Genomic DNA, 24,119 nt, shown 5'->3' with positions numbered 1-24,119 from the left:
CGGGGCGCCCACAAGGAACCCGCCTCTTGCGCATCATATTCAGTGGGTAGATTCCCCATCCCGGATGGAACCTATCCTGTCATTCCGAGCGGAGTCGAGGAATCTCTTGTTCATGGAGATCCTTCGACTCCGCTCCGCTTCGCTCAGGATGACGAGTGGAGGGAGGCTTTGCTTCACTGGAGATGACGGGCGGGAAGGAGGCTTTGCTTCGCTGAAGATGGCGAAGGAAACCTCCCAATCGCCGCATATAATGCGAACATGCCGACAATCGTGGGTCGGCGGCGGAGCGGAGAGGAGCGCCTGTGGTCACTATCGCGATCGTGGATGACGAGGCCGCCGACGCCGCGCAGACCACGGAACTCGTGGACCGGTACTACGAGCGTGACTCCTCGCGCTACGCCATCACGCGTTACGCCGACGGCGAGTCCTTCCTCAACCAATATTCCGCGCAATTCGACGTGATCTTCCTGGACGTCGACATGCCCGGCATGGACGGCATGGAGGTCGCGACGCGCCTGCGCGAGCTCGACGCGCATGTGGTGCTGGTCTTCACCACAAAAGTGGTGCGCTACGCCGCCACCGGCTATGACGTGGACGCCATCGGCTACCTGCTCAAACCGTTGAAATACTTCCCCTTCGCGCTCAAAATGCGCAAAATCGAGGAACTGGTCGCCCAACGACGGAACGTGACCGTCACCCTCTCCATCGAAGGCGAGACGCACTTCCTCTCGTCGCACGATATTCAGTACGTGGAGGTTATGCGCCATGAGGTGACCTACCACACGGCCGACGGCGCATGGAAGGTGTGGAGTAGCCTCAAGGAGGCGACGGAATCGCTCGCCGAGGCGAACTTCGCACCCTGCAACCGCTACTGCCTGGTCAACCTCGAATGGGTCAAAGCCGTGGTCGGCGACGAGGTGATCGTCGGCGGGAACAGACTGCCTATCAGCCGCGCGAAGAAGAAGCCCCTCATGCAGGCGCTCGCCGACTATTACGGAGGGCGGGGATGATGTGGAATTCTTTCGTCATTGAGTTACTTTGCGCCACTGCCGTGTTCTCCGGCGGAATCGGCTGGCGCAGGTCTTGGCGGCTGCTTGCGATTCCCATGGCGGCTGTGGCGTGCGCGGCGTCGATGCCGCTGTTTCTCACTCCATCGGAGGGCTTCTATGCGTGGAATCCTGACCGTGTGGTGACATATCACATATTGTGCGCGATTGTGGTTGTCGTGCTTATTCGCTGTTGCGCGCGTGCAACTTGGCTGGAATCGATAATTGTGGTGGTGCTGGGCTATGCGGTGCAGCACATCGTTTCCGATGTGGTGATGGTGGCGTGTTTCGCCGCAGGCTGGAGCGTTGAAGAAAGTTACTCCTGGGGTTGGGGAGTTCCCAGACTGCTGGTGTTCGCTTTCGCGTATGCGCTGGCGTATATGTTTATCGGGCGGCGGTTCCGCGTCAGTCATGACAGAATCCGCGACGGCAAAGTGTGGGTTTTGGCGAGCGTTTTGGTGCTGCTGCTGATCATTGTTCTGAATCAAGTGTTGATTCAATCGTTGCCCGCGTCGGTATCCGCCGCAATGTTCTTCTATGATCTGCTGTGCTCTCTGCTGAGTTTGCTGGTGCTGCTGCTGGTGTCGGCCAACGATCGTCTGCAAGCCGACCTGCTGTTGCTGCGTCAGATGGATAGGCTGAAGCGAGAGCACTACGAACTTTCCAAAGAAACCATCGATCTGATTAACGTCAAATGCCACGATTTTCGTAAATCAGTGGCTTCGTTGTACGCGCGCGATGGTGTGCCTCCTTCTGCGGCGGCGGTGCGTAAGGCGGAGGATAGCCTGCGCGTGTATGATGCGATCTTCCAGACGGGTAACGAGGCGTTGGATGTGATTCTCACTGAAAAAAGTCTGTACTGTTCCGCACATGGCATCACATTGAGTTGCATGGCGGATGGCCGTGCTTTAGGATTCCTTGACGACTCGGACCAGTACTCCTTGTTCGGCAATATTCTCGACAATGCCATCGAAGCGGTGGAACATCTGGATGATGTCGATCAACGAGTTGTTGATATAACGGTGAAAACCGCGGGTGGAATGTTATCGATTGAGGAACGGAATTTCTATCAAGGAGAGCTGTCGTTCGAAGACGGTCTTCCGGTCACCACCAAAGGCGACCGACGCTACCACGGTTTTGGCATGCGTTCCATTGCCGACCAGGTGCGACGCCATCAAGGTCAGATGACGGTGCGCGCGCAAGACGGGGTGTTCGAGTTGTCGATTGTTCTGCCCTTGCCGTAGACGTTGTATGCGCGGCGAGCAGTCCGTGCGTGATTGCCTGCAGTTCGTGCGTTCTTCCAAGAGTCGCCCTGCTTATGGCCCATACAGTAAAGCTGTGTCGAAACACAGGACGGAATCTTGCGATTCGACTTCCATATCAGCGATGAGGCCGATTCATGAGCAGAAGGAGATCGATTGTGGCGGCGTCGAAAACAATGAGGAAGAAAATGTCGAACAAGGTGTTCCTCGCCTTGTGGATTCCACTGGTGGTGGTGCTTACCGTATTCACATTGGTGGCCAACATCGTCATCGGTACATTCCACAGCACTCTTGAGAACTATGCGGGTTCCGGTGCGTATGTCCCCCAAAGCACAAGCGAGAAGGACGATTGGGACACCACATACTACGAGCGGAAATATGACACCATTGAGGAGGCTATGGCGGCCTCCACGGGCGTGATCAATGAGATCTCCGATGAAGGTATGGTGCTGTTGAAGAACGACGGCACATTGCCGTTGAATTCAGGCAAAGTCACGCTACTGGGCCGTGGCGCCGCAGATCCGATTTATGGTGGCACAGGTTCCGGTCATACGGAAACGGACGAGGTCATCGATATTAAAACGGGCCTGGAAAATGCGGGATATGAGGTGAATCCGGTTCCTTACGACGAGCTTTACGCGTATGCGCAGGAGCATTCCACCGAAAACGGCGGCCGTATCTCCATCTCCTTCCTGTCCGGACAGGACGAGTCCACGTACTATATCGGCGAGATGCCGGTGGACCAGTATTCGCAGGAGTCGCTGAATTCCTTCGAGGAATACTCCGACGCGGGCATTGTGGTGATCGGACGTGTGGGCGGCGAAGGCGGCGATCTGCCCCGCGATATGGAAGGCTGGGACGAGAACTACGTCGAAGGACAGCATATTCTCGAACTCAACCAAGACGAGAAGGATCAGATCGCCCTTGCCAAGCAGCATTTCGACAAGGTGATCGTGCTGGTGAACGCCTCCACGTCGCTGGAACTCGGCGAATTGGAGGATGATCCGGAGATCAACGCGATCGTGCAGACCGGTGCCCCGGGTGCCACCGGTTTCAGCGCCATCGGCAAAATCCTGTCCGGCGAGGTGAATCCGTCCGGCCACACCGTCGACCTGTTCGCCGCGGACTTCACGCAGGATCCGACATTCGTGAACTTCGGCAATAACGAGTACACGAACGATTCCGAGGATTCCGAAGGGTATTTCGTGAATTACGAGGAAGGAATCTACTACGGCTACCGCTATTACGAAACGGCCGCAGAAGAAGGGTTCATCGACTATGACACGGCCGTCGTGTACCCGTTCGGATACGGCCTGAGCTACACCACCTTCGACTGGGAAGTGGTGGGCCAGGAGCTCGGTGACGTGGACGGTGACATCGAATTGCAAGTCAAAGTGACCAATACCGGCGATGTCGCAGGCAAAGATGTGGTGCAGATGTATTACACCGCGCCCTACACCGTTGGCGGAATCGAAAAAGCGCATGTGGTGCTCGCGGATTTCGTCAAGACGGACGAATTGGAACCGGACGAGTCTGAAACCGTGGAATTGTCGATGCCGGTCGAGCAGATGGCCTCCTATGACTATCGTGATGCGCGATCCTATGTGCTCGAAGCCGGTGCCTATCAAATCAAGCTGCAAACCGACTCCCACCATCTCAAGGATGGCGTTCCGGCAATCGATTACACGGTTGAGCAGACCGTGGTTTATGGGGAAGGCAATGCGCGCGGCAGCGATGAAACGGCGGCCGTCAACCTGTTCGACGATGTGTCCGAACCTTTTCTGGAGGGAAGCAAGACCGTGCTTTCCCGCGCCGACTTCGCCGGAACGTTCCCGCAGTTTCCCGATGAGGCGGATATGACCGCCTCTGAGGAGACGCTTGCCGCATTGCAAGGCTACGATGCCATCAGCGTCAACGCCGAATCGAGTGCGGAAATGCCCACCACAGGTGCCGACAACGATGTGCAGTTGTCTTCGCTGAGAGGCAAGGATTACGACGACGAGTTATGGGATCAGCTTCTGGACCAGCTCACGGTCGATGAGATGAAGGATGTGATTCTTGACGGAGCATATCGTACGGGCGGCGTCACCAGCGTCGGCAAACCGGGAGCCGTCGATTTCGATGGGCCTGCGGGTTTCAGCTCATTCATCAACCCGGACAGACACGGCAGTGCATTTCCGACGGCCGCGCTGATCGGTCAGACATGGAACACCCAGATTGCCCATAAGCTCGGCCAGGCCGCAGGAGACGAGGCTCTGACGTTGGGAATCAACGGATGGTATGCGCCGGCTGTGAATCTCCATCGTTCGCCTTTCGCGGGGCGTAATTTCGAGTACTACTCAGAGGATCCGGTTTTGTCTGGCGTGCTTGCCACGGAAGTGACCAATGGCGCTGGGGAAAAGGGACTGTACACGTATACCAAGCATTTTGCGCTTAACGATCAGGAGACCAATCGTGACCGAAACGGCATCCTGACTTGGGCGGATGAGCAAACCATTCGTGAAATCTATCTCAAGCCGTTTGAAATCGTGGTCAAAAACGCGGAGGTTTCGGTGCCTTATCTCACCGAAAGCGGCCAGCGTGAGACCGCCACCATGGGCACGCTCGGCATCATGAGTTCGTTCAACCGAATCGGCAATACGTGGACCGGTGGTTCGCATGCGTTGTGTACCGACGTATTGCGCGGCGAATGGGGCTTCGCGGGCACCGTTATCACTGATTTCTCGTTGAGCGATTACATGTCTCCCGATCAGGCCATAGCGAGCGGTACGGATCTGCAGCTGACTTGGAAGGCTCTGAAGCCTATGTCCGACACCACCAGCGCGGCCTCAGTGCGGAATATGCGCAATGCCATGCACAACATCCTGTACACCACCGTGAATTCCAATGCGATGAACGGAATCGCTCCTGGCGATTCGTTGAAATATGAGCCGGCTTTGTGGGAGTGGCTCGTCTGGATCGTGACGGGCGTGCTGGTGCTGCTTATCGCAGCCTCGATTGCATGGATGGTGATCCGCGTGCGTCGCAATCGCAAGCCCAAAGCGGTGCTGAGCGTGACATCCGCCGGGGCGGGCGAATCGCTCGGTGTGTCGGATGCTCCGAACCAATCGGCCGAATAAGGAGGTGCCTGTCATCTAATCAAACGTTTCTCTCGCATTGCATAACGAGAAGCGGGGATGCCTTGCCGGCATCCCCGCTTCTTCAATACGAGCGATGCGTTCCGCCATTCTTGGACTGACGGCGCATCGCAATCAAACGCGGCTACTCGGCTACTCGGCTACTCGGCGCGGGCGATCGCCTGCTCGTAGTCGCGCGTGCTGCGCAGTAAGTAAACGTGTTCTCCCGTTTCTCTGTAGGGGGCGTCCACAAGGTGACCGCCCCTTTTCGTTATCCATCAGTGGGGGCTTCTGTCTTTTACCGCCAATGGCGGTAAAAAGTGGCGGTAAAACATTCGCGTTGAGACGCGTGTGGGGGCTTCCGTCATTCCTGACGAAAGCCCCCACCCATGAATCATGTGGCGCGGCGATCCACCGCAATCAAATGCGACTACTTGGCTACTCGGCGCGGGCGATGGCCTGCTCGTAGTCGCGCGTGCCCTTGAAGACCTCCTTGAGCCAGGGGTTGACGCCCTGCTTCTTGGCGCGCACCAGAATGTAGGTGAGCGCGGCGATGTTGGCGACCAGCGCGACGATCGAAACCGCGAGGTTCACGTTCGGGTCGTTCACGGACTGGGTGGAGAACACGGAGTAATCCTGGAACATCGGGAACACCTGCGCGAACATGCACCACATGGCGAGCGTGTTGGCGCGGTTCTGGATCCATCCACCCTTGTTCCACAGCGCGTTCGCCACGGTGGGCGCGAGCAGTAGCGCCAGGCCGCAATACCAGGCGTGGGTGGGCAGGCAGTTGTAGGTGTAGCAGAAGTTCCACAGATCGTAGGCGACGATGAACACCCAGGTCATGTCGGGCCAGAGCATATCCTGCTTCTTCTTGCTCACGTAGATGCCGAACCAGCCGGTCATGCAGGCGATGTTGATGAGGCCTGCGACGCCGTTGAACACGTTGTGCCAGCCGCCCATCAGGGTCACGCCTTCGGTGGAGACCCAGGTGGTGCCCCATGCGCGGATGGCGGACTCGAAGTCGGAGACGACGGCGATGAGGATGTTGATGGCCACGATCACGAACGGGAAGCATTTGAACCATTCGGACTTGCCGATGCTGCCCCACTTGTATTTGAGGGCCATGAAGCCGATGCAGCCGGCGGTGGCCGCGTAGAGCTTGGCGTAGTGGAACCAGCTGGTCATATGCACGTAGGTCGGGTTGGTCAGCGCCCACTCGGCGCCGGCCGCGGCGGCCACATAGATAGTGATGAAGTATACGGTGAGGATCGCCGGAATCACCACGAAGGCGACGATACCGCCGGTTTTGGTGCGGCGGGCCAGTTCGTTGGCGCCGAGCAGACAGCAGAACACGAGGATCCAGCCGATCCATTGGAACACGGCGTTGTCGCCGTAGACCTGGAACAACATAGCGTTGACCTTTCTTCAATCTCTTGGGTTCCCGCCCATCGTCGGGCGGGGCGTTGGCAGTTCCGTCGGCAACACGCTGTTGACAGACTGTCAATTCCTAACGCACAGCAGTATATCCCCGTATTGACGAACTGTCAAAAACAGTGCGGCAAGGCATTGATGACGCTCCTGCTATGCCTCCCCCTGCCAGGCGTGACGTCGGTATTCGGCAGGACCACAGTGGAACTCATCCATAAACGCGTTGCGGAAGCTCTGCGCGTTTGCAAACCCGGACCGCTTGCGGATGTTCGAAACGCTGCTCTCGGTGTTGACCAGCAGATCGCACGCCACATGCAGGCGCACCTGGGTCAGGTAATCCTTGAACGTCGTGTTGGAATACCGTTTGAACATGCGGGAGAAATGCTCACGCGAATAGCCGAACTGCTCCGCCACCATGGCCACGGTGAGATGCTCCTGATAGTGGGTTCTCGCGTATTTCCAGATTTTATGAATCACGCGCGCGTCCGACAGCTCCCGCACGGCCTCGGCATCGCCGGTAGGCGCACCCGGAGTCTCGCCCGGAGTCTCGCTCGGAGTCCCGCCCGGCGCCCCGCCTGCCCCAGTTGAGGATTCGAAGATGCGGGCCAGCAGCGAAAAGAACAACGCGTTGGCGGTGAGGTAGCGTTCCGGTCCTCCGCCGGTGATGGCGAGATAGATTCGGTCGCAATACTCGGCGATGGCCCCGCCGCTCTCCCGCTCGATCGCCACGTAATCAAGCGCGTCCTGCATCCGGTTCACAAACGGCATGATCGCGATCAGCTCCTCCGGGGCGAGCGTGACGGACAGCGCCTGCGGCGCCACGTCCGGTCGCGCCGGGTCTTCGAGCAGCTCCACCTCGTGCAGGCAACGCGGCGGAATGAGTTTGACCTCCCCTTGCCGCACCAGATGTCGGCGGTGGTTGAGGGTGAGACTGGCGCGTCCGCGTCGTGCGTAGATGATCTCGAAACCGTCGTGCCAGTGCAATCTGGCTTTGTCGAACCCCTGATGCGCGAGCACTCGCGCCGGAAACTGCGGCGAAGCGAGCATCAGTTCATGGCGGGTCTCGTCGTCGATGTACTTCATGGCCGTCTCCTTCGACGCGCGCCCGTATGCCGTTCGCAAGTCCGTTCGGCAAGCGTCGGCGGTCGGGCCGTCGCATCGCCCGTCCTTGTAGCCAAGGGTAGACGCTGCGGCGTGAAGGTTCGGTCCGCAAAGGGCAGCCGGTCACAAAAGCGACTTTTCTCCTCACAAAGTCGCCCGTTCGCCGCTGTCCGATTCATTGCCGCTCTCTTACGATGATGAGCGTCGCGGCCGAGCCGGTAAAGACGCCGGTGGCGCGGACCGCGCATGTTAGGAGGACACCATGGGTGAATCTCGTGCGAACATCGCACGTCCAAACGAATCGTCCGGACCGGTCGAACCGGCCCCGCGCTCGCCGCAGAACCGGGTGCCGGGCAAATTGGTTGCGGTGTGCGCCATCGGCGCCGTCGGAGGATTCCTCTTCGGCTACGACACTTCGGTGATCAACGGCGCGGTCGACGCCATCGCGAGCCCGGATTCCGGATTCGCGCTGACCAGCGTGATGAGCGGCCTGTCGGTTTCCACCGCGCTGCTCGGCTGCGTGTTCGGGGCCTGGTTCGCCGGCGCGGTCGCGGATCGCCTCGGCCGCATCCGCGTGCTGGAACTCGCCGCCCTGCTCTTCGTCGTCTCGTCCCTGGTGGTGGGATTGACCTCGAGTTTCCCCGTATTCGTGCTGTTCCGCATCGTCGGCGGCCTCGGTGTGGGATTCACCTCCGCCATAGGCCCCGCGTACATCGCCGAAATCTCACCGGCCGCCAAACGCGGCTTCTTCACCAGCTTCCAGCAGATGGCGATCGCGCTGGGCATCATCGCCTCGCTGATCGTCAACGACGCCTACGCCATCTCATCAGGCGGTGCCGCCCAGCCCTTCTGGCTCGGTCTGGATGCATGGCGTTGGATGCTGATCACCACGGCGGTGCCGGGCGTCATCATGTTCTTCCTGTGCCTTACCCTGCCGGAGACGCCGCGCTATCTGGTGATGAAAGGCCGGATCGACGAAGCACGGAAGATTTTGACCGACGTGTGCGGCGACCAGGACGCAGACGCCACCATCACCAAAATCGACTCCTCCTTCCAAGGCGCGGACAACGCTGGCTTCGGCGAGCTGCGCGGCAAGACCTTCGGTCTGAAAAAAGTCATGTGGATCGCCATCGTTTTCGTGCTGCTGGCCCAAGCCAACGGACAGAACATCATCATGCTGTACGATTCCAGCCTGTGGCGCATGCTCGGCTTCTCCGAACAAGCGTCGCTGAGCATCGCGGTCATCCGCGCCGTGCTGGCGGCCGTCGCCACGGCCGTGGGCATGCTGCTCATCGACCGCGTGGGCCGACGCGCGCTGATGAAATACGGCACCATCGGCATGACGGCGTTCCTGGCTATCGTGGCGGTCGGCTTCTCGCAAGGCCAACTCATGCCCGACGGCACTCTGACGCTGCCCGTCTCGTGGGCGTGGATCTCCATCATATGCACGTACGCGTTCTTCCTGGTGTGCTGCGCCACCACCAACGTGGCGGTGTGGGTCATCATCAGCGAAATCTTCCCCAACCGCATCCGTGCGAAAGGCGAGGCTGTGGCCACCGCCGCGAACTGGATGTTCAACTTCGCCATCACCACCATGTACCCGCCGATGCGCGACGGCATCGGACTGGGCGCAACCTACGGCTTCTACGCGCTGATGGCGCTGCTGGGCGTGGTGTTCGTCATCAAGTTCCTCCCCGAAACCGGCGGCGTCGAGCTCGAAGACATGAAGGCGGAATAATGGAGACCATGATGAACAACGCTATCGGGCGCGGTCCGGCCGACCTGTACGAGAAAGCCCCCGGCGGAGGCCTGACGGACGCGCAGGAACGCTTGGCGCGAACGTGGACGTTTCTGGATGAGGATCTGCCGGACGACTCCTCGCCAATGTACGAGCGGCATCCGGAGTACATCGACTACATCCGCGAGCATCGGCTGAGCTATGCGGGCGGCGATGTGCGCCGGTATGATCTGCGCCAACAGCTGCCGAACGACGTCGTGGCCTTCACCGACATCCCCTACATCGGCGACGGCGCGCGGGCGCACCTGCTGGACGTGTACCTTCCCAAGGAGGCGTACCTGCGCGGCGACGCGGACATCCCCACGATATTCGACATTCACGGCGGAGCGTTCTTCTACAGCTTCAAAGAGATTATGAGCGTGTATGTGGCGCAGCTCGCCAGCCGTGGATTCGCGGTGGTTTGCCCGAACTACACGCTTGCGCCAGGCGGCGATTTTCTCGACATGCTGGCCGACGTGTCGGCGGCGCTGAGCTGGGTGGGGGAGCATGAAGGCGAATACCAGCTGAACCGCTCCCAACTGTTCCTGTCGTGCGATTCGGCCGGCGCGCTGCTCGGGCTGTTCCTGCTGGCCACGCAAGGAGACGAGGAGCTCGCGCGGCTGCTGGGGCTGGATCGGCGGAGTGCGCCCATGGCCTTCCGTTCCGCGGGATTCTGTTCCGGCATGTTGAATTACGACCATCTGTTCGACACGGCCGTGCCGGACAGCAAAGGACTGTTCGACAGTCTGTTGCCCATGTTCGACCGACTGAGGGAACGGCTCGACGGCACCGCGTTCGAGCGGACCGAGAATCTGCTGGAGACGCTCGACAGGGTGCCGCCCATGTGGTTGTGCACCAGCACGGACGACTTCCTTGAAGAGGACAGTCTGCGCATGGCTATCACGCTGCGGCGGTTGGGGGTTGACCACCAGCTGGTCGATCTGCGCTCGAGCAACGGGCGACGGCTGCCGCACGACTATCCGCTGATGACATGGGATGACGGCGCCGCGCCCTGCATGGATTCCATACTGACGTTCTTCCGGGAACACATGTCTCCTCGGATCGACATCGGCGACAGCATGTAGCGGGACGTTCGGCGGGGCCTCATCGAGTATGTGGCCCCGCCGTGGTTGTGAGCTGTGGGGCTGTCCGTCGCCGCACCGTGTTCTAGGATCGGTTCCGTCGACGGTGCTTATTCGGTCATGCCGATAGTGTGGCTGGTGCGGCTCGGACATACCGGTGAATCGCCGGAGGGCGGCCGCCATTTCAAGGAGCAATCATGATCGAAGGTTTTAAGAAATTCATCGCCCGCGGCAATATGATCGACATGGCGGTCGGCGTGGTCATGGGCGGCGCGGTGACCACCGTGGTCAACAGCATCGTCAACAATCTGATCAACCCGCTGATCGCCATGATCTTCGGCAAACCCAATATGGACGGCCTGCTGGCCTTCACCTTCAACAACGCCACCATCTCGTTCGGCGCGGTGCTGGGCGCGGCGCTCAACTTCCTGATCATCGCCGTGGCCGTCTACTTCTTCGTGCTCGTGCCGATCAATAAGATCCGCGACATGTCCGCGGCGATGCTCGCCTCCAAGAAGGCCGCCGGCGACAGCGAAGCGGCTGAGGAGCAGCAGAAGACGCTGAGCCCCGAAGAACAGACCGTGATCCTGCTTGAGCAGATTCGCGACCAGCTGGCCGCCGCCCAAAAACCGCAGAGGTGACGTTGAGGGCTGGGGCTGAAGCTGAGGACGCGGAGTCTGGTTGAATTGCGTCTAACTGCGTTACGGGTAGTGGATTTAGGCCTCTGCAAAACTCAATCTGCGTTAGCGGTAGTGGCCTTATGGCCTACCGCCGAGTATGCGTGGCGGAATATCAACGACGATAGCGGCTATGACGCTGATATGGCACTACCGGTAACGCAGATAGATGTTCGCAGGAGCCTGAATCCACTACCGGTAACGCAGATATCTCTCTGCCTGATCACTTGGGGAGGCGTTGGACCGGAAACCATGGCTCAGTCATGTCTACAGATGTCTACTGAATGCACGTCAAGGCATTCCGGCCTTTACCGAGACATTCGTGTGGGAAAACGGAAAACCCGCAGAATCGTTGAGATTCTGCGGGTTTGCACTGTGTGCTGCGAGTGGAGCTAGCCGGGTTCGAACCGGCGACCCTCTGCTTGCAAAGCAGATGCGCTACCAGCTGCGCTATAGCCCCGTATATTGGCCGGAGCCGCAGCACATAGAGAAAAAAAGAGCGGCCGAAAAGCCGCTGCAGTTTTTCTGTGGGCCCGGGAGGACTTGAACCTCCGACCTCATCCTTATCAGGGATGCGCTCTAACCACCTGAGCTACGGGCCCGTTTTCGCGCACTTCAAAAGCGCACAAGAAGCTAGGATACCAGCCGAGGCGGATATGTCAAACGCGTCGTGTCGTGCCGTGTCGCGGCGTGTTCGACCTGGCGGAGAATAGGAGTATGAGATTGAACGTGGATGGGCTGGAAATTGAAGTGACCAGGAAATCCATCAAAAACATGTATGTGCGGGTCCGCCCGCCGGATGGGCGCGTGACCATATCCGCGCCATACCGCATGCCGCAGCGGCAGATCGAGGATTTCATTCGGCAGCATCGCCTGTGGGTCGATCGCCAGCGGCGAAAGATCATCGACGCGCATAGGGAGGGGTTGGCTCGGATCGGCGCGGTGCCGGAAGCTTCTCGCGACCCGGCGGCAGGCAAATCCGCAATGTCTGGGGGAGCTGGCGCTCCATATCATTCGCAATCCGTCGAGGACGGCGAACGCCCCACCGACCCGGCCCTGATATGGACCGAACAAAGACGGCGTGAAGCTGCGGCCGTCATCGAATCGGCGTTGCCCGCGTTGCTTGGCTACTGGGGGCCGATTATCGGACGTACCCCCACCCATGTCACGCTGCGTCTGATGACGTCGCGATGGGGGTCATGCACGCCGAGCACTGGGCGCATCCGCCTCAACCTGCAGTTGGGACTGATGGAGCCGCGGTTTTTGGAGTATGTGCTGGTGCATGAGATGACGCATCTGTGGGCGCGCGGGCATGGCGCGGAGTTTCAACGGAGGATGGATGAATATCTGCCCAACTGGCGGCGGACCCGGCGTGAGCTCAACCGCCAGGCGATCGTCTGACCTGCACCGAGTTGGCACTTGGGGCCTCCAGTTGGCACCCGCCTTGCGCATCCGGCAGATAGAATCGTTGATATTCCAACGACTCTCTTCCATCGTGTTTGCAGACGGGTGCCAACTGGAGGCCCCAAGTGCCAACTCGTTGCAGACCGGTTACTAGCTGAGTGGGAGTTGCCTGTCATCCTGAACGGAAGTAGGTTTTCCTGCCATCCCGCGGAGATGCTTCGACTCCGCTCCGCTTCGCTCAGCATGACGAGGAAAATCACCGTTATCCTGAACAGGATGGCGCGTTTCTTTCACCGTCATCCTGAGCGGAGCGCAGCGGAGTCGAAGGATCGCATATCGCCAGTTGGTCAAGGGATCCCTCGGTTCCGCCTCTCGGGGCTTCGCTCGGGATGACGGGAAAGGAAAGGCCTCCCATCCAAGTTCACACGAGGAGGGGAGGCCTTGGTGTCCGCGATGTCCGCGACGTTCGCGATGTCCGCGAATCGCCCGCTTACGCGAGGTGCGAACGCATGAACCACTGGAACTTCTCAAGCTCCTGCACGTGGTCCTGGATGATGTTGGAGGAGACGAGATCCAGCTCGTCGAGCTCGGCGATGGCCTTGCGGTCGTCGGCGATGAAGGCGTCGTAGTAGTCGATCAGCGCCTTGAGATAATCCTCGGTGGAATTGCGGCCGTCGAGATCGAAGGCCTTCCACGTGCGGTTGCGGGTGATGGCATCGGCGCGGCCGTCCGGCGTGCCGCCCATCGTGGCGATACGCTCGGCGGTCTCGTCGGCCTGAGCCAGCACGGCCTCCACTTCGGGGTCGAGCATCTCATGCACGGCGATGAAGTTCGGTCCGGTCACGTTCCAGTGGGCGTGCTTCAGGACGAGCGCGGCCTCCTGCTCCTGGCTGAGCCTGTTCTGCAGGATGGCGATGGCCTTTTCCGAAGCGGCCTCATCGAGCCCGGGAACCACGAATGCAAGTGTCATGATGACTTCCTTTCTTTCCTCGTGGGAAATGGGTAGTACCGATTCTACGGCCATTGGACCGCCGATGTGTGGACCGGAGGCGAAATGAGAGAAAAGTCACTCGCCGTGTTCGTCGCGCTTGCGCACCTCGATGGTTTCGATGCGGCGGCCGTCCACCTTGGTCACCACCATGTCGTAGCCGTCGTCGGAGTGCAGCACATCGCCCTCCTCGCCCATCTTGCCGGTGTGCGCGAGCATATAGCCCGCCACCGTCTCGTACGGTCCGTCCTCCAGCTCGATGCCGGTGAGGTCCTCGAAATCCTCCAACGTGGTGCCGCCCTCGATGGTGGCCACGCCGTCGACGAAGGCCTTGCTGCTGCGGCGCTCGCCACCCTTCTCGTCGGGCAGGTCGTATTCGTCGCGGATATCGCCCACCAGCTCCTCGGTCATATCCTCCAGCGTGACGATGCCGTCGGTGCCGCCGTATTCGTCGATGACGACGGCCAGATGGATGCCGCGCTTGCGCAGCAGCTCCAGGCTGGGCAGCAGGCGGGATGTGCCGGGCAGGGAGATGCCTTCGCGGGTCACGTCGCGCACCAGCGCGGCGTTCGGGTCGCGCACATCGAGCAGGTCGCGCACGTGCACGAAGCCGACCACATCATCGAAATCCTTACCGGTGACCGGATAGCGCGAATACGGCTGGTCTCGCACGAACGCGGCGGCCTGCTCGATCGGCTGGTCGGCCTCAATGAACACCACGTCGGCGCGCGGGCGCATCACCTCGGCCACGATGGTTTCGGACGCGTCGAACACGTCGTCGAGGATCGTGCGTTCGTCTTTGCTCAGCGAGCTGTTCGAGTTGACAAGCACGCGCAGCTCCTCGTCGGAGACTTCGGATTCGGTTTCGTTCGGGTCGAAGCCCAGCAGGCGCACGATGCCGTTGGTGTTCTTGCCGATCAGCCAGATGATGGGCTTGCATACGGTGGCGAACGCGTCGATCGCCGGCACCACGGCGCGGGAGATCGACTCAGCCTTCTGCATGGCGATGCGCTTGGGCACCATCTCGGAGATGACGATGGAGCAGTACGAGATCACCAGCGTGAGCACCACGGTGACCAAGGGGCTCGCGACCGCGCTCGGCACGCCCCAGCCGGTGAGGACCGGCACGATGAACGGCGCGATCGACGAGGCGCCGAACGAGGCGGACAGGAAGCCGGACAGCGTCACGCCGATCTGCACGGTGGACAGGAAGGTGTTCGGATCGCGGGCGATTTTCGCCACGCGCGCGCCGCGGGCGTCCTCTTGCTCCATCTGCTCGATCTGCGAGCCTCGCAGGGAGACCAGCGCCAGCTCAGTACCGGCGAACACGGCGCCAATCAGGAGGAAAACGAATATCAGTACGATGTTCAATCCAAGTGACATGTCTCCACACTAGGGCGTGGGCACGTCATTGCGCTGCGGGCCTCAAAACAAGTTAATGTAACGCAATCACACGGAGGGCTAGGTATAGGGCAGTTTTCGAGAGGTCATAGAGGCCATATGCGTCCAGTGAATTGGACGGGATTGTGGGAATTGCGAATCCGTCCAGTTTGTTGGACGGAATCGCTGAAAATGTGAATTCGTCCAGTTTATTGGACGGATTTGCAATTTCTGCGGGTTCTTCCAGTTATTTGGACGCGATAAGGCGGTGGGTGGTGGGTTGAGGCAGTCTAGCGACAATGAGTTGGCACTTGGCCCCTCGAGTTGGCACCCAGCCTTGTCGGGAATGCCCAGCGCTTGGCGTCATTTCGCCAATCCGCGCAACGAACTTATGAAGCCGGGTGCCAACTCGAGGGGCCAAGTGCCAACTCGATGATTCATGCGTTTGCCGGATCGGATCAGAAGCTCAGCACTTCGACCTTGCCGGTGGTGAGCAGGTAGCGTGCGCCGGCGATCATCAGCCGCCCTTCGCCCAAGGCGCGCTGGATCACTTCGGAACGCTCGACCAGCAGTTCGATGGTGCGGGCCACATGAGCGCGCTCGAAATCCTCCGCCGTTTCCAGGTCGGCCTGCTGCGCCTCGAACACCGACTGGCCCACCTCGCGGATAATGGGCGAATCCTGGGCGGCGAGCATGGCTTCCAAATGGAGGATATGGGACTCCGGGTCGGCGTGTGCGGCGGCATCGGCGGCGTGGAAGCAGTCGCAATCGTCGAATTCGCGGGCCATCGCGTCGACGCCGTCGATGGCGGCCTTCACCGCGCCGCAACCCTCATGCCCGAGCACCACCAGCAGGCTCACATGCAGCTGCTCTATGGCGAACTCCAGCGAGGCGATCACCGCATCGTCCAGCACCTCGCCTGCGGTGCGCACGGTGAACAGGTCGCCGAGGCCTTGGTCGAAGATGATCTCCGGAGGCACGCGCGAGTCGGCGCAGGCGATGACGGCCGCGTCGGGATGCTGGCCATGGATGAGGCTGTCGCGCGTGACGCGATCCTGCCATGGGTGCTCCGGATTGCCCTCCGCGAAACGGCGGTTGCCCTGCAGCATGCGGCTCCAAGTTGCGCTGGCGGTCGATTCCTTGTCTTCCATGGCGTCCTCCTGTGGTGCGTTCGCGCACGGGCGGGTTTGAGAGCGATGCCCGTGCGACTTTTCCGAACATGGATGATGTTCGGTTAGTGCTCGACTTTCTTGAGTTTTCAACGTTTTTGGCGCTGTGAAGCGAACATGGTCATGTTCGAAAAGGTCGCACGTCGACGTCGCGTCAGCAGCCGCGTGCGAACCGCTTCATATATTCATAGCACTGCGCGGTCTGAATCGCGTCGGAAAGACCACGGTGTTCCTCCACGTCGGCGATGTCGAAACGCCGGATCAGCGCCTCCAGCTTATGCGTGCGCTCCTGCGGGAACAGTTTACGGCTCAGGCGCATGGTGTCCATATAGTCGTTGGGCAGAGGATGGCCCACCACCAGTTGCGCGTTATGGTTCAGAAAGCCAAGGTCGAAGCTGATGTTGTGGCCGAGCAGCACGTTGGAGCCGAGGCGGTCGAGGAACTCGGGCAGCACGGTTTCGATGGACGGCTGGCCGTCGAGCATCTCGTTGGTGATGCCGGTCAGCTGCGTGATGCGTCGCGAGACGGGACGGTCGGGGTTGATGAGCTGGGAGAATTCCTCAACCACCCGGCCTTCGACGATGCGCGCCGCGCCGATATCGATGATCGCATCGCGTGCAGCCGAGAATCCGGTCGTCTCCAGATCCAGCACCACGTACTCGTCCAGCCAGCAATCCAAATATCTGCCCATATCGCTCCGCTCTTTCGTCTATTGTTGTATCATGCGAATTATATATTTAGTGGTGTCTGAATCCGGAATTTTCGGAATCCAGACACCACTTGGTGCGATTCAGATGCAGATGCATTTAGTACTCTGCCAGACGTGTGCAACCCGTTGATTTAGGCTCACATATCGCATGTATACTTGCTTTGGTTTATGAGGCTGAAATAGAACTATTGTTCGGCTAGTTCATTATCAGCTTGCCATGATATATCGATAGTTTCTAAATCTTCGTTTAACATTTGGTTTTTGTAATAATTATCGAAATCAAATCGTATACGTTCATTTTCCGTTTTTGTGTGCTTTGTAAGCACACTATCTTCAAATTCAGACCAATGACTTAGCACCATGTCGCAAACTGCTTCCGCTTTTTCTGCGGTATTCTCTGGAGGTAGGTTGAAAGGATAAAATTGGTCGCAGACCTTGACGACTGCGTATTTACCGTAGCGCACAGCGTTCCCATAAGTCTCTTCATTTTTATTCTTTTTTGAAAGATTTTTCATTCTTTGTAAGACAAAATATCCAAACATGTATCGTCGGCAGTTTTGTCTTAATGTTTCTTCAGACGCATTTTGTTCATTTTCGAAGAATCTCTGGGAAAATAATTTGCTATTAGCAGTGGATCTTGTTGAGGCCACATCACCGTTTATCGCAATTGATAATTTCAGAAAATCTGTCCGATTAATTTTCTGGCTGTTGTCCACAAACTTATGCTTCAATCCTTCGTGAAATTCGCCAATTTTGTGTTCATAGAGTAATCCATAATCGGCGAAAATCTGGCGTTTGAAGAATTCTTGAAGCGGATCGTTAGCATGTCGATCTTCTTCTTTAACAGGCGTTTGTCCGTTGGTTGCCTTAGACAGCTCCCGAATGACCCTGTCATAATTATCGTTATGTCCATCAAACGTGATGATGCGTACGAGCACTTCTTTATCTTCGAGCTTGCTCTTTTCTTCGCTGTTATAGATTTCAGCTAATGTTGCAGCGGTCTGACCGCCATTGATGATTTGAGGATTGACTAAAGTCAATGTCGCCTGATCGACGACACCATAATTCTCATGGAAGTCAGATTGTGATGTCACGATTGTGATACCGTTGTTGTAAAGAGCGAACTCGTTCGTGCTACTGTTAATAATAGTTTGTTTAATTGCAGTATTAATTGATTTGTTACGTAACCCTAAGAAAGAGCGCGGGTTGTATTTTAATAATGCATTTTTGTATTGATGCATCATTTTTGCGATTTCAAGTGTGGAAACAAACAAAATCGACATTCGGCAATTTCCGGCAGAAGTTTTAATTCTATTTGTTGCTTGAGGTCGATGGTCTTTGTCTTCTAGGGATAATGGGACTTGTATTTCGCTGGGTCTTGAGCAAGTTCCCATGATTGAAGGAAGCAAAAGTTCGTCATATGTTTTTTTGTAATCGATTATTTCATAGTCGAAGTTTTGTAGTAGTCGTCCGATGACTTCTTTGCTCTTGTTGGAATGAGATTCTTTCAAATTCGCCAATATGATTACCTTGTATTCATATAGTTGTGGATTTTTGATTAATGAAAGAGCCGACTGCATTTTCTGAATTTTCCCATTAAATTTGGGCCCATCGGACTTTGGGGCAATGATTTCGCGAATGCTCATGGATGCAAGGTCTTCGTAAGAGATGTCCTTTCCTCCATCGAAATTCTTTTCTGTATTGCGAAATTTTGATTGAATCAGATAAATTACACGTTCTTCATGACTAATGTAGTAAGCGTCAATGCCTCCGTCCTGCGTTCCGTCTGTGATGCACTTTTCTCGGTCCTCAAATGTTTGGATGCCGAAACGAGCCTTAAGCAGTAAATGTATGTAGGCAAGGCTTCGTGCCTTTGGGTATTCTTCCGGTTTGCATGGATGGTATTTTTTATTCTCTGACGGAGCTTGATCGCACAAGTCATCAAGGACGCTTAAAAGGATTTCGTATTTGCTTTTCATAAAGTACCTTTTGTGAAGTTGTGGGTTTGTGTTCTTTTCGCCGAGGCACTATAGACCGCTTGCTTGTCTCATCTGCGAGAAGACACTCAAGAATAATTATAAACTTCACTTTGTCTGAGAGACTATTCTTATCTGTAAGTTGGACTCTCTTCTCGCGTGAAGAGACAGGTCAGCGGTTCTGCCAGATATTGCGTATCTGTTCTGAGTTGCCAATCGTGTGTCAATATCTGTGACGTAAGGTTGATGATGCGTGAATAGACCTTATTGTTTGGGGCAGTCCCTTATGCCGAGGTCGTCGGCGGCAATGACTTTGCCGATGCGATGGGGGATATCGGTAACCAGCGCATTGCCCATGCAGAAGGCCCGGTGGCCATCGGTCATGCCGTCTGCAGTCCAGCCTTTGGGGAACATCTGCAGTTGATCGAGCTCGTCGGGGACGAGACGACGCAGGCGGCCATCTTGTTCGACGACATGTTTGGTGCGGCTGGCTCCGGCTCCGCCTTCGCCGGTCAGGATAGTGCGGCTTGGGAGTTCGGGATTGTCGGGGAACGCGACTGGGCCTTCTGAATAGGTGTACTGGAATCCGTTGGATGCGGTGCGTAGTTCTTTCTTGCCGCCTTTAAGATAACGCCATGATTCCATCTTGGTGTCGTCAATCCAATACTGCGGCGGTACTTCAGAAGAGGGAACAAGCACCTCTCCTAAGGTTCGTTGGGGGCCGCTATACACTGAATCCACCCGGGCTGTGAGGATTTCGCCGTTGATCATTACGCCAGCGTTGGCGAAGACGCTGACTTTATCGCCTTTGCCAAACGTCTGAGTGATTTCATAAGGATCAGCGCCAATTTCAAAGTATCGGTGCGCGCGATTCCGTTCAGAGATTTGAATGGGGAATGCTCTCGCCAATACCCCGTTCTCAAACAAGCGGGAGTCGAGCTCTCCCCAATCGCTGTTGTATTCGGCGTAGATGTATACACGGCGGCGGCGTTGGGGCATGCCGTAATCGGCTGCATTCACCACATGCCACTCCACGTTGTATCCCAGTCGATTCAGACAGCATAGGATGATGGCGAAATCACGGCCGCGCTGGCTTGCCGGAGATTTCAACAGTCGGTCGACGTTTTCCAGCAACACATATTTGGGTTGGCGCATCTCCAATAAACGGTTGATGCTCCACCAGAGCACGCCTTTGTGTCCTTCAATGCCAGCGGATAGAGCCAGAGGCTTCGCCACGCTGTAATCTTGGCAGGGGAAGCCTCCGACCAGCATGTCGAAGTCTGGAATGGTCATTTCGCCGGCGTCGACTTTGTCTAGAGCCTTGGCGATATCCTCGTTGACGCAAGATCCCTCGCCGAATCGTTTCTCGTAGCAACGCCAAGCGAACTGCTTGCTTTCCTGCCCCATAGGCTCCCATTGATTGGCCCATACCGTCATAAAAGGACCCGCAGGTTCTTTGTAGAACTCTTCTCCCGGTTTGCCGTAGCCGTCTAGGCCAAGACGAAAACCTCCGACGCCGGCGAATAGCTCAGCGACCTTTATCGTCTTGGACATGGCAATCCTTTCGATCCGAACATACGTTCTACTTCAACTGTCAAATTATATGCGTTTCTCGCCCAAAGATCAACATGCGCGAGTCGGCTGAGATTACAGCAATTCTTGAATCTGCTGGAACATATAGTCCATGTTGAGCCACCAAGCTTGCTTTGTCATATAGTCATCAGCATATAGATGAAGTTTATCTAAGGGTCGATTCGTCCATTTTGCCGGTACGGGGAGCTGCCTGGCGTTATTCATGGTCACATGTTTTGTTTTGCCGTCTTTCATTTCGGTTGTTCGGTAAGGCGCGCAATATTGTGATTTGCCGGCATCAGGACGAAGATGAAGAATTCTTCCGCTGGATGCTTTGACAAAATTGTTGTGAACACGTTTGCCGCGGTATTCCAATTCGACGCCGTTACGGATTTTATTGACATCCTCTTCCCATACGGATTTGATGTCACCATCTAAATCGGCGGCGGGAACGCTCCAGAACTTTGCTCCTAAAAACCGCATCCCCATCGGGTTTTTGTCGTCCTTATCGGCGTTTTCGTTATCAAACACGAGCAATAAGAATCGCTGCGACTCAAGGTGCTCATATAATCTCGAATCCTCCCAGTCTTCAGCTGCCAATTCCTTGAAGGAAGGGATTGCTTGTACTTTGAAATTTTCCTGAGGTTTGCCGTGGAACAATGTAATGGTCTTGACGCGCACCTGCCCGTTGCCGAGTTCTTCCGCGTTCAGGTTGGTGTAGTCGTCGTCACTGCCAGATCCGATATCTGCTCCATTGAGGTTAAGCATGCGTCGAACCAGCATGTACGCAAGATTCTTCGGCGCTTTATTGGATTGCCAAACGAGGTCAAAATGTTCGGCAATCCGTTGCATGGTCTGATGTTCGTACGGGCGAAAATAGTCAAGAATGATATCTTCGACAGAGCGATTGCTCAGCATCCCCGCGTCGCGAATCAGACTTTGCGATTGCTCCTTTTTGAGTATGTACTCCTGAAGAATCGTTGTCATGAAGCCTTGCTTGAAGCAAAAGGCGCGGCTTTTTGCGTGAGCGCCATTGGCCTGCGTTGTGTAACGATAGTCGGAAGTGCCTTTAGTGCATGTTCCGAGGGTCGTGGTTAGTGACTCAGTCAGTTCATGTGCTCTGTTTTCCGCGATGAGAGTATGGATTGTATTCCAATCCTGCCGAATGCGCGCCATATGCGTATCGGAAAACTGAACAAGCCCTTCCTCAGGGAAGTCTGGTTCGTCGAGATCGTCGAGGGCGAAGAGATTAGCGTATTTGATCTGATATTTGCGACGGTCTTCCTCAAGGCCTTTCTGAGTAATATTCCTTCGCAGGTAGTGAATGACTTCGAGAAAGCGGTTTTTGTTCCAGAAAGAGCTTTCCTCAAACGAGACATTATGTTCGTCTCGGTAGTTGATGATGTTGAGCACAAGACGTTCCCCGGCCTTGTACTCCATGTGGTCTTCGGCCTGTTTGTAATCGATGGGCGTCACTTTGAGCTCGACGCCGGCCTCCGGGAAATCGGGGGCGGAGATATTGTCTGCAGGATGCTCGAACCAAACCTGTTCGACGACGTTTCCGGGATAGCCTTTGTTGTTGGGGTTCTTTGTGTTGTCCGCATCGATTTCGCCGAGCCTCATACCCACGGCATCGAGCGCATGGTTATGCACGGCTTTCTTGGTCTTGTAGATGCTTTTCCCGAACGTTGGAAACGTGACTTTGTCTATGGCTTTCTGATCGTGTGGATCCCCTTGGTATTGGGCCATTTCGCTGGTGTTGAGCCATGCCAGGGCTCGTCCGTCCTGCAATGTTTCACCGTGTTTGTCCGGGTAACACAGGAATGAGTCGATGACGTATTTCTGCCCGTCGTGTCGGCATTCAGTGCGGCAGAGTTTTGAGCCGACCGCTAACTCTTTATCGAAGAACCCCGTCAGCAGTCGTTCAAGCGCGTCGTAATCGCTTTCGTCGTCACGCCGTTCTGTTCCGGGGAAGGCGCATATTTGTCCATTGCGCTTTGGGTTGAGACAGAGAAAGGTCCCGTCCTCCCCCATGCAGATGGCTTTAACGATTCGTATCATTACCTGACTCCTTACGTGTGCTAGATGCAATAGTATCGCTGAAATGCCAACGTTTAGAGAGGACCATGTAACAAATAGAGCTGGTTTCGGGGGTGAATTGTCACATTACAGATTCGTTTTGGAAGGTGGCTTGTCACGTTATAGAGCCCGATTGGCGATCGATTTGTCACAATGAGGCCTGCGCACGGGGTGGTGGCTGAGAGTGGGGCGTGCGACTTTTCCGAACATGGGCCATGTTTGATTTTCGTGGTGTTTCGTTGAAATTCCAACGTTTGTGGGATGGTTATAGTGAACATGAGATGTTTGAAAAGGTCGCACGGATGAGTTGCGCAACGGTGCCCGTGCGACCCCGACCCGCAAAGGAGTTTCGACGATGACCGTCCCGCAAGAGATCCTGGACATTATGCGCACGCCGGGCGTGTATTCCTGCGATTACCCCGGCATGGCCGAGGCGCAGCGCGAGCAGCTGCAGCTGCTGTACGATTTCAACAACTCGCGGCCGGACGATCCCGAACGCCGTCAGGCGCTGATGAAAGCCTTGTTCGCCGAAATCGGCGACGACACCTACCTCGAACCGCCCGTCCACGCCAACTGGGGTTGCGGCACGCATTGGGGTAATTACTGCTACGCGAACTTCAACCTCACGCTGGTCGACGACGCCGACATCACCATCGGCGACCACACGATGATAGGCCCCAACGTCACGCTGGTGACCACCGGCCATCCGATCCGCCCCGATCTGCGCGAAAAGCTGGGGCAGTATTCCGAGCCCGTCGTCATCGGCCGCAACGTATGGATCGGCGCGGGAGTGACCGTACTGCCCGGCGTGACCATCGGCGACAACAGTGTGATCGGCGCGCACAGTCTGGTCACCAAGGACATCCCCGCGAATGTGGTCGCGTATGGGAGTCCCTGCGAGGTGGTGCGCCCGATCGGCGAGCGGGATTATGAGTTCTATTGGCGTGACCGGCGGTATGGTGCGTAGGGTGGACGTTACGGACAGGAGCGCTGTCGCACGGGTGGGCTGGGGATTGGCGTCCGTGCGAGGATTCCGAACAGGAAAGATGTTCGATTTCGTGGGTGGTTTCGTTGGAATTTCAGCGTTTTGTGGGTGGTGATGGTGAACATAAAATGTTCGGAAAGGTCGCACGGGTGGGAGAGGTGGGAGCGGTCGTGCGTTGACGAAGAGGGAATCTGGCGGGAGTGTTTGACGTGACAAGGGTTTGGCGGGTGGCGCGCTGCGCGCGGCGGGAAATGGAATGGCCGCGCGATGTGCGCGGCCATGCTGTGCTGCGAGGGTGATGCGCGGGAGCTTTGCTCCCCTTAAGCGCATCACCCTCGCTACGTTTGCGGCTGGGAAGCCCACTG

17 protein-coding genes and 2 tRNA genes are annotated in these 24,119 nt (G+C 57.0%); 8 read left to right on the top strand and 11 right to left on the bottom strand.

What is annotated here, in order from left to right:
• Positions 1-302: 302 nt before the first annotated feature.
• The 3 genes from BE0216_RS07460 to BE0216_RS07450 all read left to right on the top strand — a co-directional run bounded on the left by BE0216_RS07460 (position 303) and on the right by BE0216_RS07450 (position 5,427).
• Positions 303-1,010, top strand: coding sequence for a LytR/AlgR family response regulator transcription factor (locus tag BE0216_RS07460; protein ID WP_094637523.1), 708 nt, complete (start codon positions 303-305; stop codon positions 1,008-1,010).
• The gene (locus BE0216_RS07455; RefSeq protein WP_158217243.1) at positions 1,007-2,290 is read left to right on the top strand and encodes an ATP-binding protein; all 1,284 of its coding nucleotides are present in this window, start codon (positions 1,007-1,009) and stop codon (positions 2,288-2,290) included. Before BE0216_RS07460 ends, BE0216_RS07455 begins: the two co-directional genes overlap by 4 nt.
• A 206-nt stretch (positions 2,291-2,496) precedes the next feature.
• Positions 2,497-5,427: a glycoside hydrolase family 3 C-terminal domain-containing protein gene (locus BE0216_RS07450; protein WP_226805732.1), complete on the top strand. Its 2,931-nt coding sequence runs from the start codon at positions 2,497-2,499 to the stop codon at positions 5,425-5,427.
• Between the two features lie 435 nt (positions 5,428-5,862).
• Here the strand turns inward: BE0216_RS07450 and BE0216_RS07445 are convergent, their stop codons facing one another.
• Positions 5,863-6,837: a DUF5692 family protein gene (locus BE0216_RS07445; RefSeq protein ID WP_072724383.1), complete on the bottom strand. Its 975-nt coding sequence runs from the start codon at positions 6,835-6,837 to the stop codon at positions 5,863-5,865.
• Between the two features lie 171 nt (positions 6,838-7,008).
• Positions 7,009-7,938 (bottom strand): AraC family transcriptional regulator, encoded by a 930-nt coding sequence (locus BE0216_RS07440; RefSeq protein ID WP_094637526.1) that lies wholly within the window; start codon positions 7,936-7,938, stop codon positions 7,009-7,011.
• Between the two features lie 280 nt (positions 7,939-8,218).
• On the opposite strand from BE0216_RS07440, the gene BE0216_RS07435 reads away from it, so the two are divergent.
• The 3 genes from BE0216_RS07435 to mscL all read left to right on the top strand — a co-directional run bounded on the left by BE0216_RS07435 (position 8,219) and on the right by mscL (position 11,456).
• Positions 8,219-9,694, top strand: a complete 1,476-nt coding sequence (locus BE0216_RS07435; protein ID WP_094637527.1) for a sugar porter family MFS transporter — start codon at positions 8,219-8,221, stop codon at positions 9,692-9,694.
• 8 nt (positions 9,695-9,702) lie between these two features.
• The gene (locus BE0216_RS07430) at positions 9,703-10,818 is read left to right on the top strand and encodes an alpha/beta hydrolase (RefSeq protein WP_226805731.1); all 1,116 of its coding nucleotides are present in this window, start codon (positions 9,703-9,705) and stop codon (positions 10,816-10,818) included.
• 194 nt (positions 10,819-11,012) lie between these two features.
• Positions 11,013-11,456 carry a large conductance mechanosensitive channel protein MscL gene (gene mscL, locus BE0216_RS07425; protein WP_094637529.1) on the top strand — a complete coding sequence of 148 codons (444 nt, stop codon included), beginning with the start codon at positions 11,013-11,015 and terminating at the stop codon, positions 11,454-11,456.
• Positions 11,457-11,879: 423 nt separating this feature from the next.
• Here the strand turns inward: mscL and BE0216_RS07420 are convergent.
• Positions 11,880-11,952 (bottom strand) — tRNA-Ala (locus tag BE0216_RS07420).
• Positions 11,953-12,020: 68 nt separating this feature from the next.
• Positions 12,021-12,094, bottom strand: a tRNA-Ile gene (locus tag BE0216_RS07415).
• Between the two features lie 115 nt (positions 12,095-12,209).
• Here BE0216_RS07415 and BE0216_RS07410 point away from each other — a divergent pair.
• A complete protein-coding gene (locus BE0216_RS07410; protein WP_226805820.1) occupies positions 12,210-12,893 on the top strand; it encodes a YgjP family zinc-dependent metalloprotease in 684 nt (227 codons plus the stop codon).
• 493 nt (positions 12,894-13,386) lie between these two features.
• Here BE0216_RS07410 and BE0216_RS07405 read toward each other — a convergent pair whose 3' ends face one another.
• From BE0216_RS07405 to BE0216_RS07375, 7 genes are all read right to left on the bottom strand, one after another.
• Positions 13,387-13,866: a Dps family protein gene (locus BE0216_RS07405; RefSeq protein ID WP_094637530.1), complete on the bottom strand. Its 480-nt coding sequence runs from the start codon at positions 13,864-13,866 to the stop codon at positions 13,387-13,389.
• A 96-nt stretch (positions 13,867-13,962) separates the two neighbouring features.
• On the bottom strand, positions 13,963-15,267 hold the full coding sequence (locus tag BE0216_RS07400; RefSeq protein WP_094637531.1) for a hemolysin family protein: 1,305 nt from the start codon (positions 15,265-15,267) through the stop codon (positions 13,963-13,965).
• Positions 15,268-15,722: 455 nt separating this feature from the next.
• Complete coding sequence (locus BE0216_RS07395; RefSeq protein ID WP_226805730.1) at positions 15,723-16,415, bottom strand: carbonic anhydrase; 693 nt, start codon at positions 16,413-16,415, stop codon at positions 15,723-15,725.
• Positions 16,416-16,587: 172 nt separating this feature from the next.
• Positions 16,588-17,124 (bottom strand): 3'-5' exonuclease, encoded by a 537-nt coding sequence (locus BE0216_RS07390; RefSeq protein WP_094637532.1) that lies wholly within the window; start codon positions 17,122-17,124, stop codon positions 16,588-16,590.
• A 203-nt stretch (positions 17,125-17,327) separates the two neighbouring features.
• Positions 17,328-19,121, bottom strand: a complete 1,794-nt coding sequence (locus tag BE0216_RS07385; protein ID WP_193042846.1) for an AIPR family protein — start codon at positions 19,119-19,121, stop codon at positions 17,328-17,330.
• Between the two features lie 261 nt (positions 19,122-19,382).
• Positions 19,383-20,672 (bottom strand): DNA (cytosine-5-)-methyltransferase, encoded by a 1,290-nt coding sequence (dcm, locus tag BE0216_RS07380; RefSeq protein WP_094635773.1) that lies wholly within the window; start codon positions 20,670-20,672, stop codon positions 19,383-19,385.
• Positions 20,673-20,765: 93 nt separating this feature from the next.
• A complete protein-coding gene (locus tag BE0216_RS07375) occupies positions 20,766-22,751 on the bottom strand; it encodes a Sau3AI family type II restriction endonuclease (protein ID WP_094635774.1) in 1,986 nt (661 codons plus the stop codon).
• Positions 22,752-23,124: 373 nt separating this feature from the next.
• Between BE0216_RS07375 and BE0216_RS07370 the strand changes: the two genes are divergently transcribed.
• On the top strand, positions 23,125-23,736 hold the full coding sequence (locus tag BE0216_RS07370; protein ID WP_094635775.1) for a sugar O-acetyltransferase: 612 nt from the start codon (positions 23,125-23,127) through the stop codon (positions 23,734-23,736).
• Positions 23,737-24,119: the final 383 nt, after the last annotated feature.

This window comes from Bifidobacterium eulemuris (assembly GCF_014898155.1).
In the GTDB taxonomy this organism is placed as follows: Bacteria; Actinomycetota; Actinomycetes; order Actinomycetales; family Bifidobacteriaceae; genus Bifidobacterium; species Bifidobacterium eulemuris.
The sequence above is the reverse complement of the archived record's forward strand: the minus strand, read 5'-3'. Positions and strand labels throughout refer to the sequence as shown.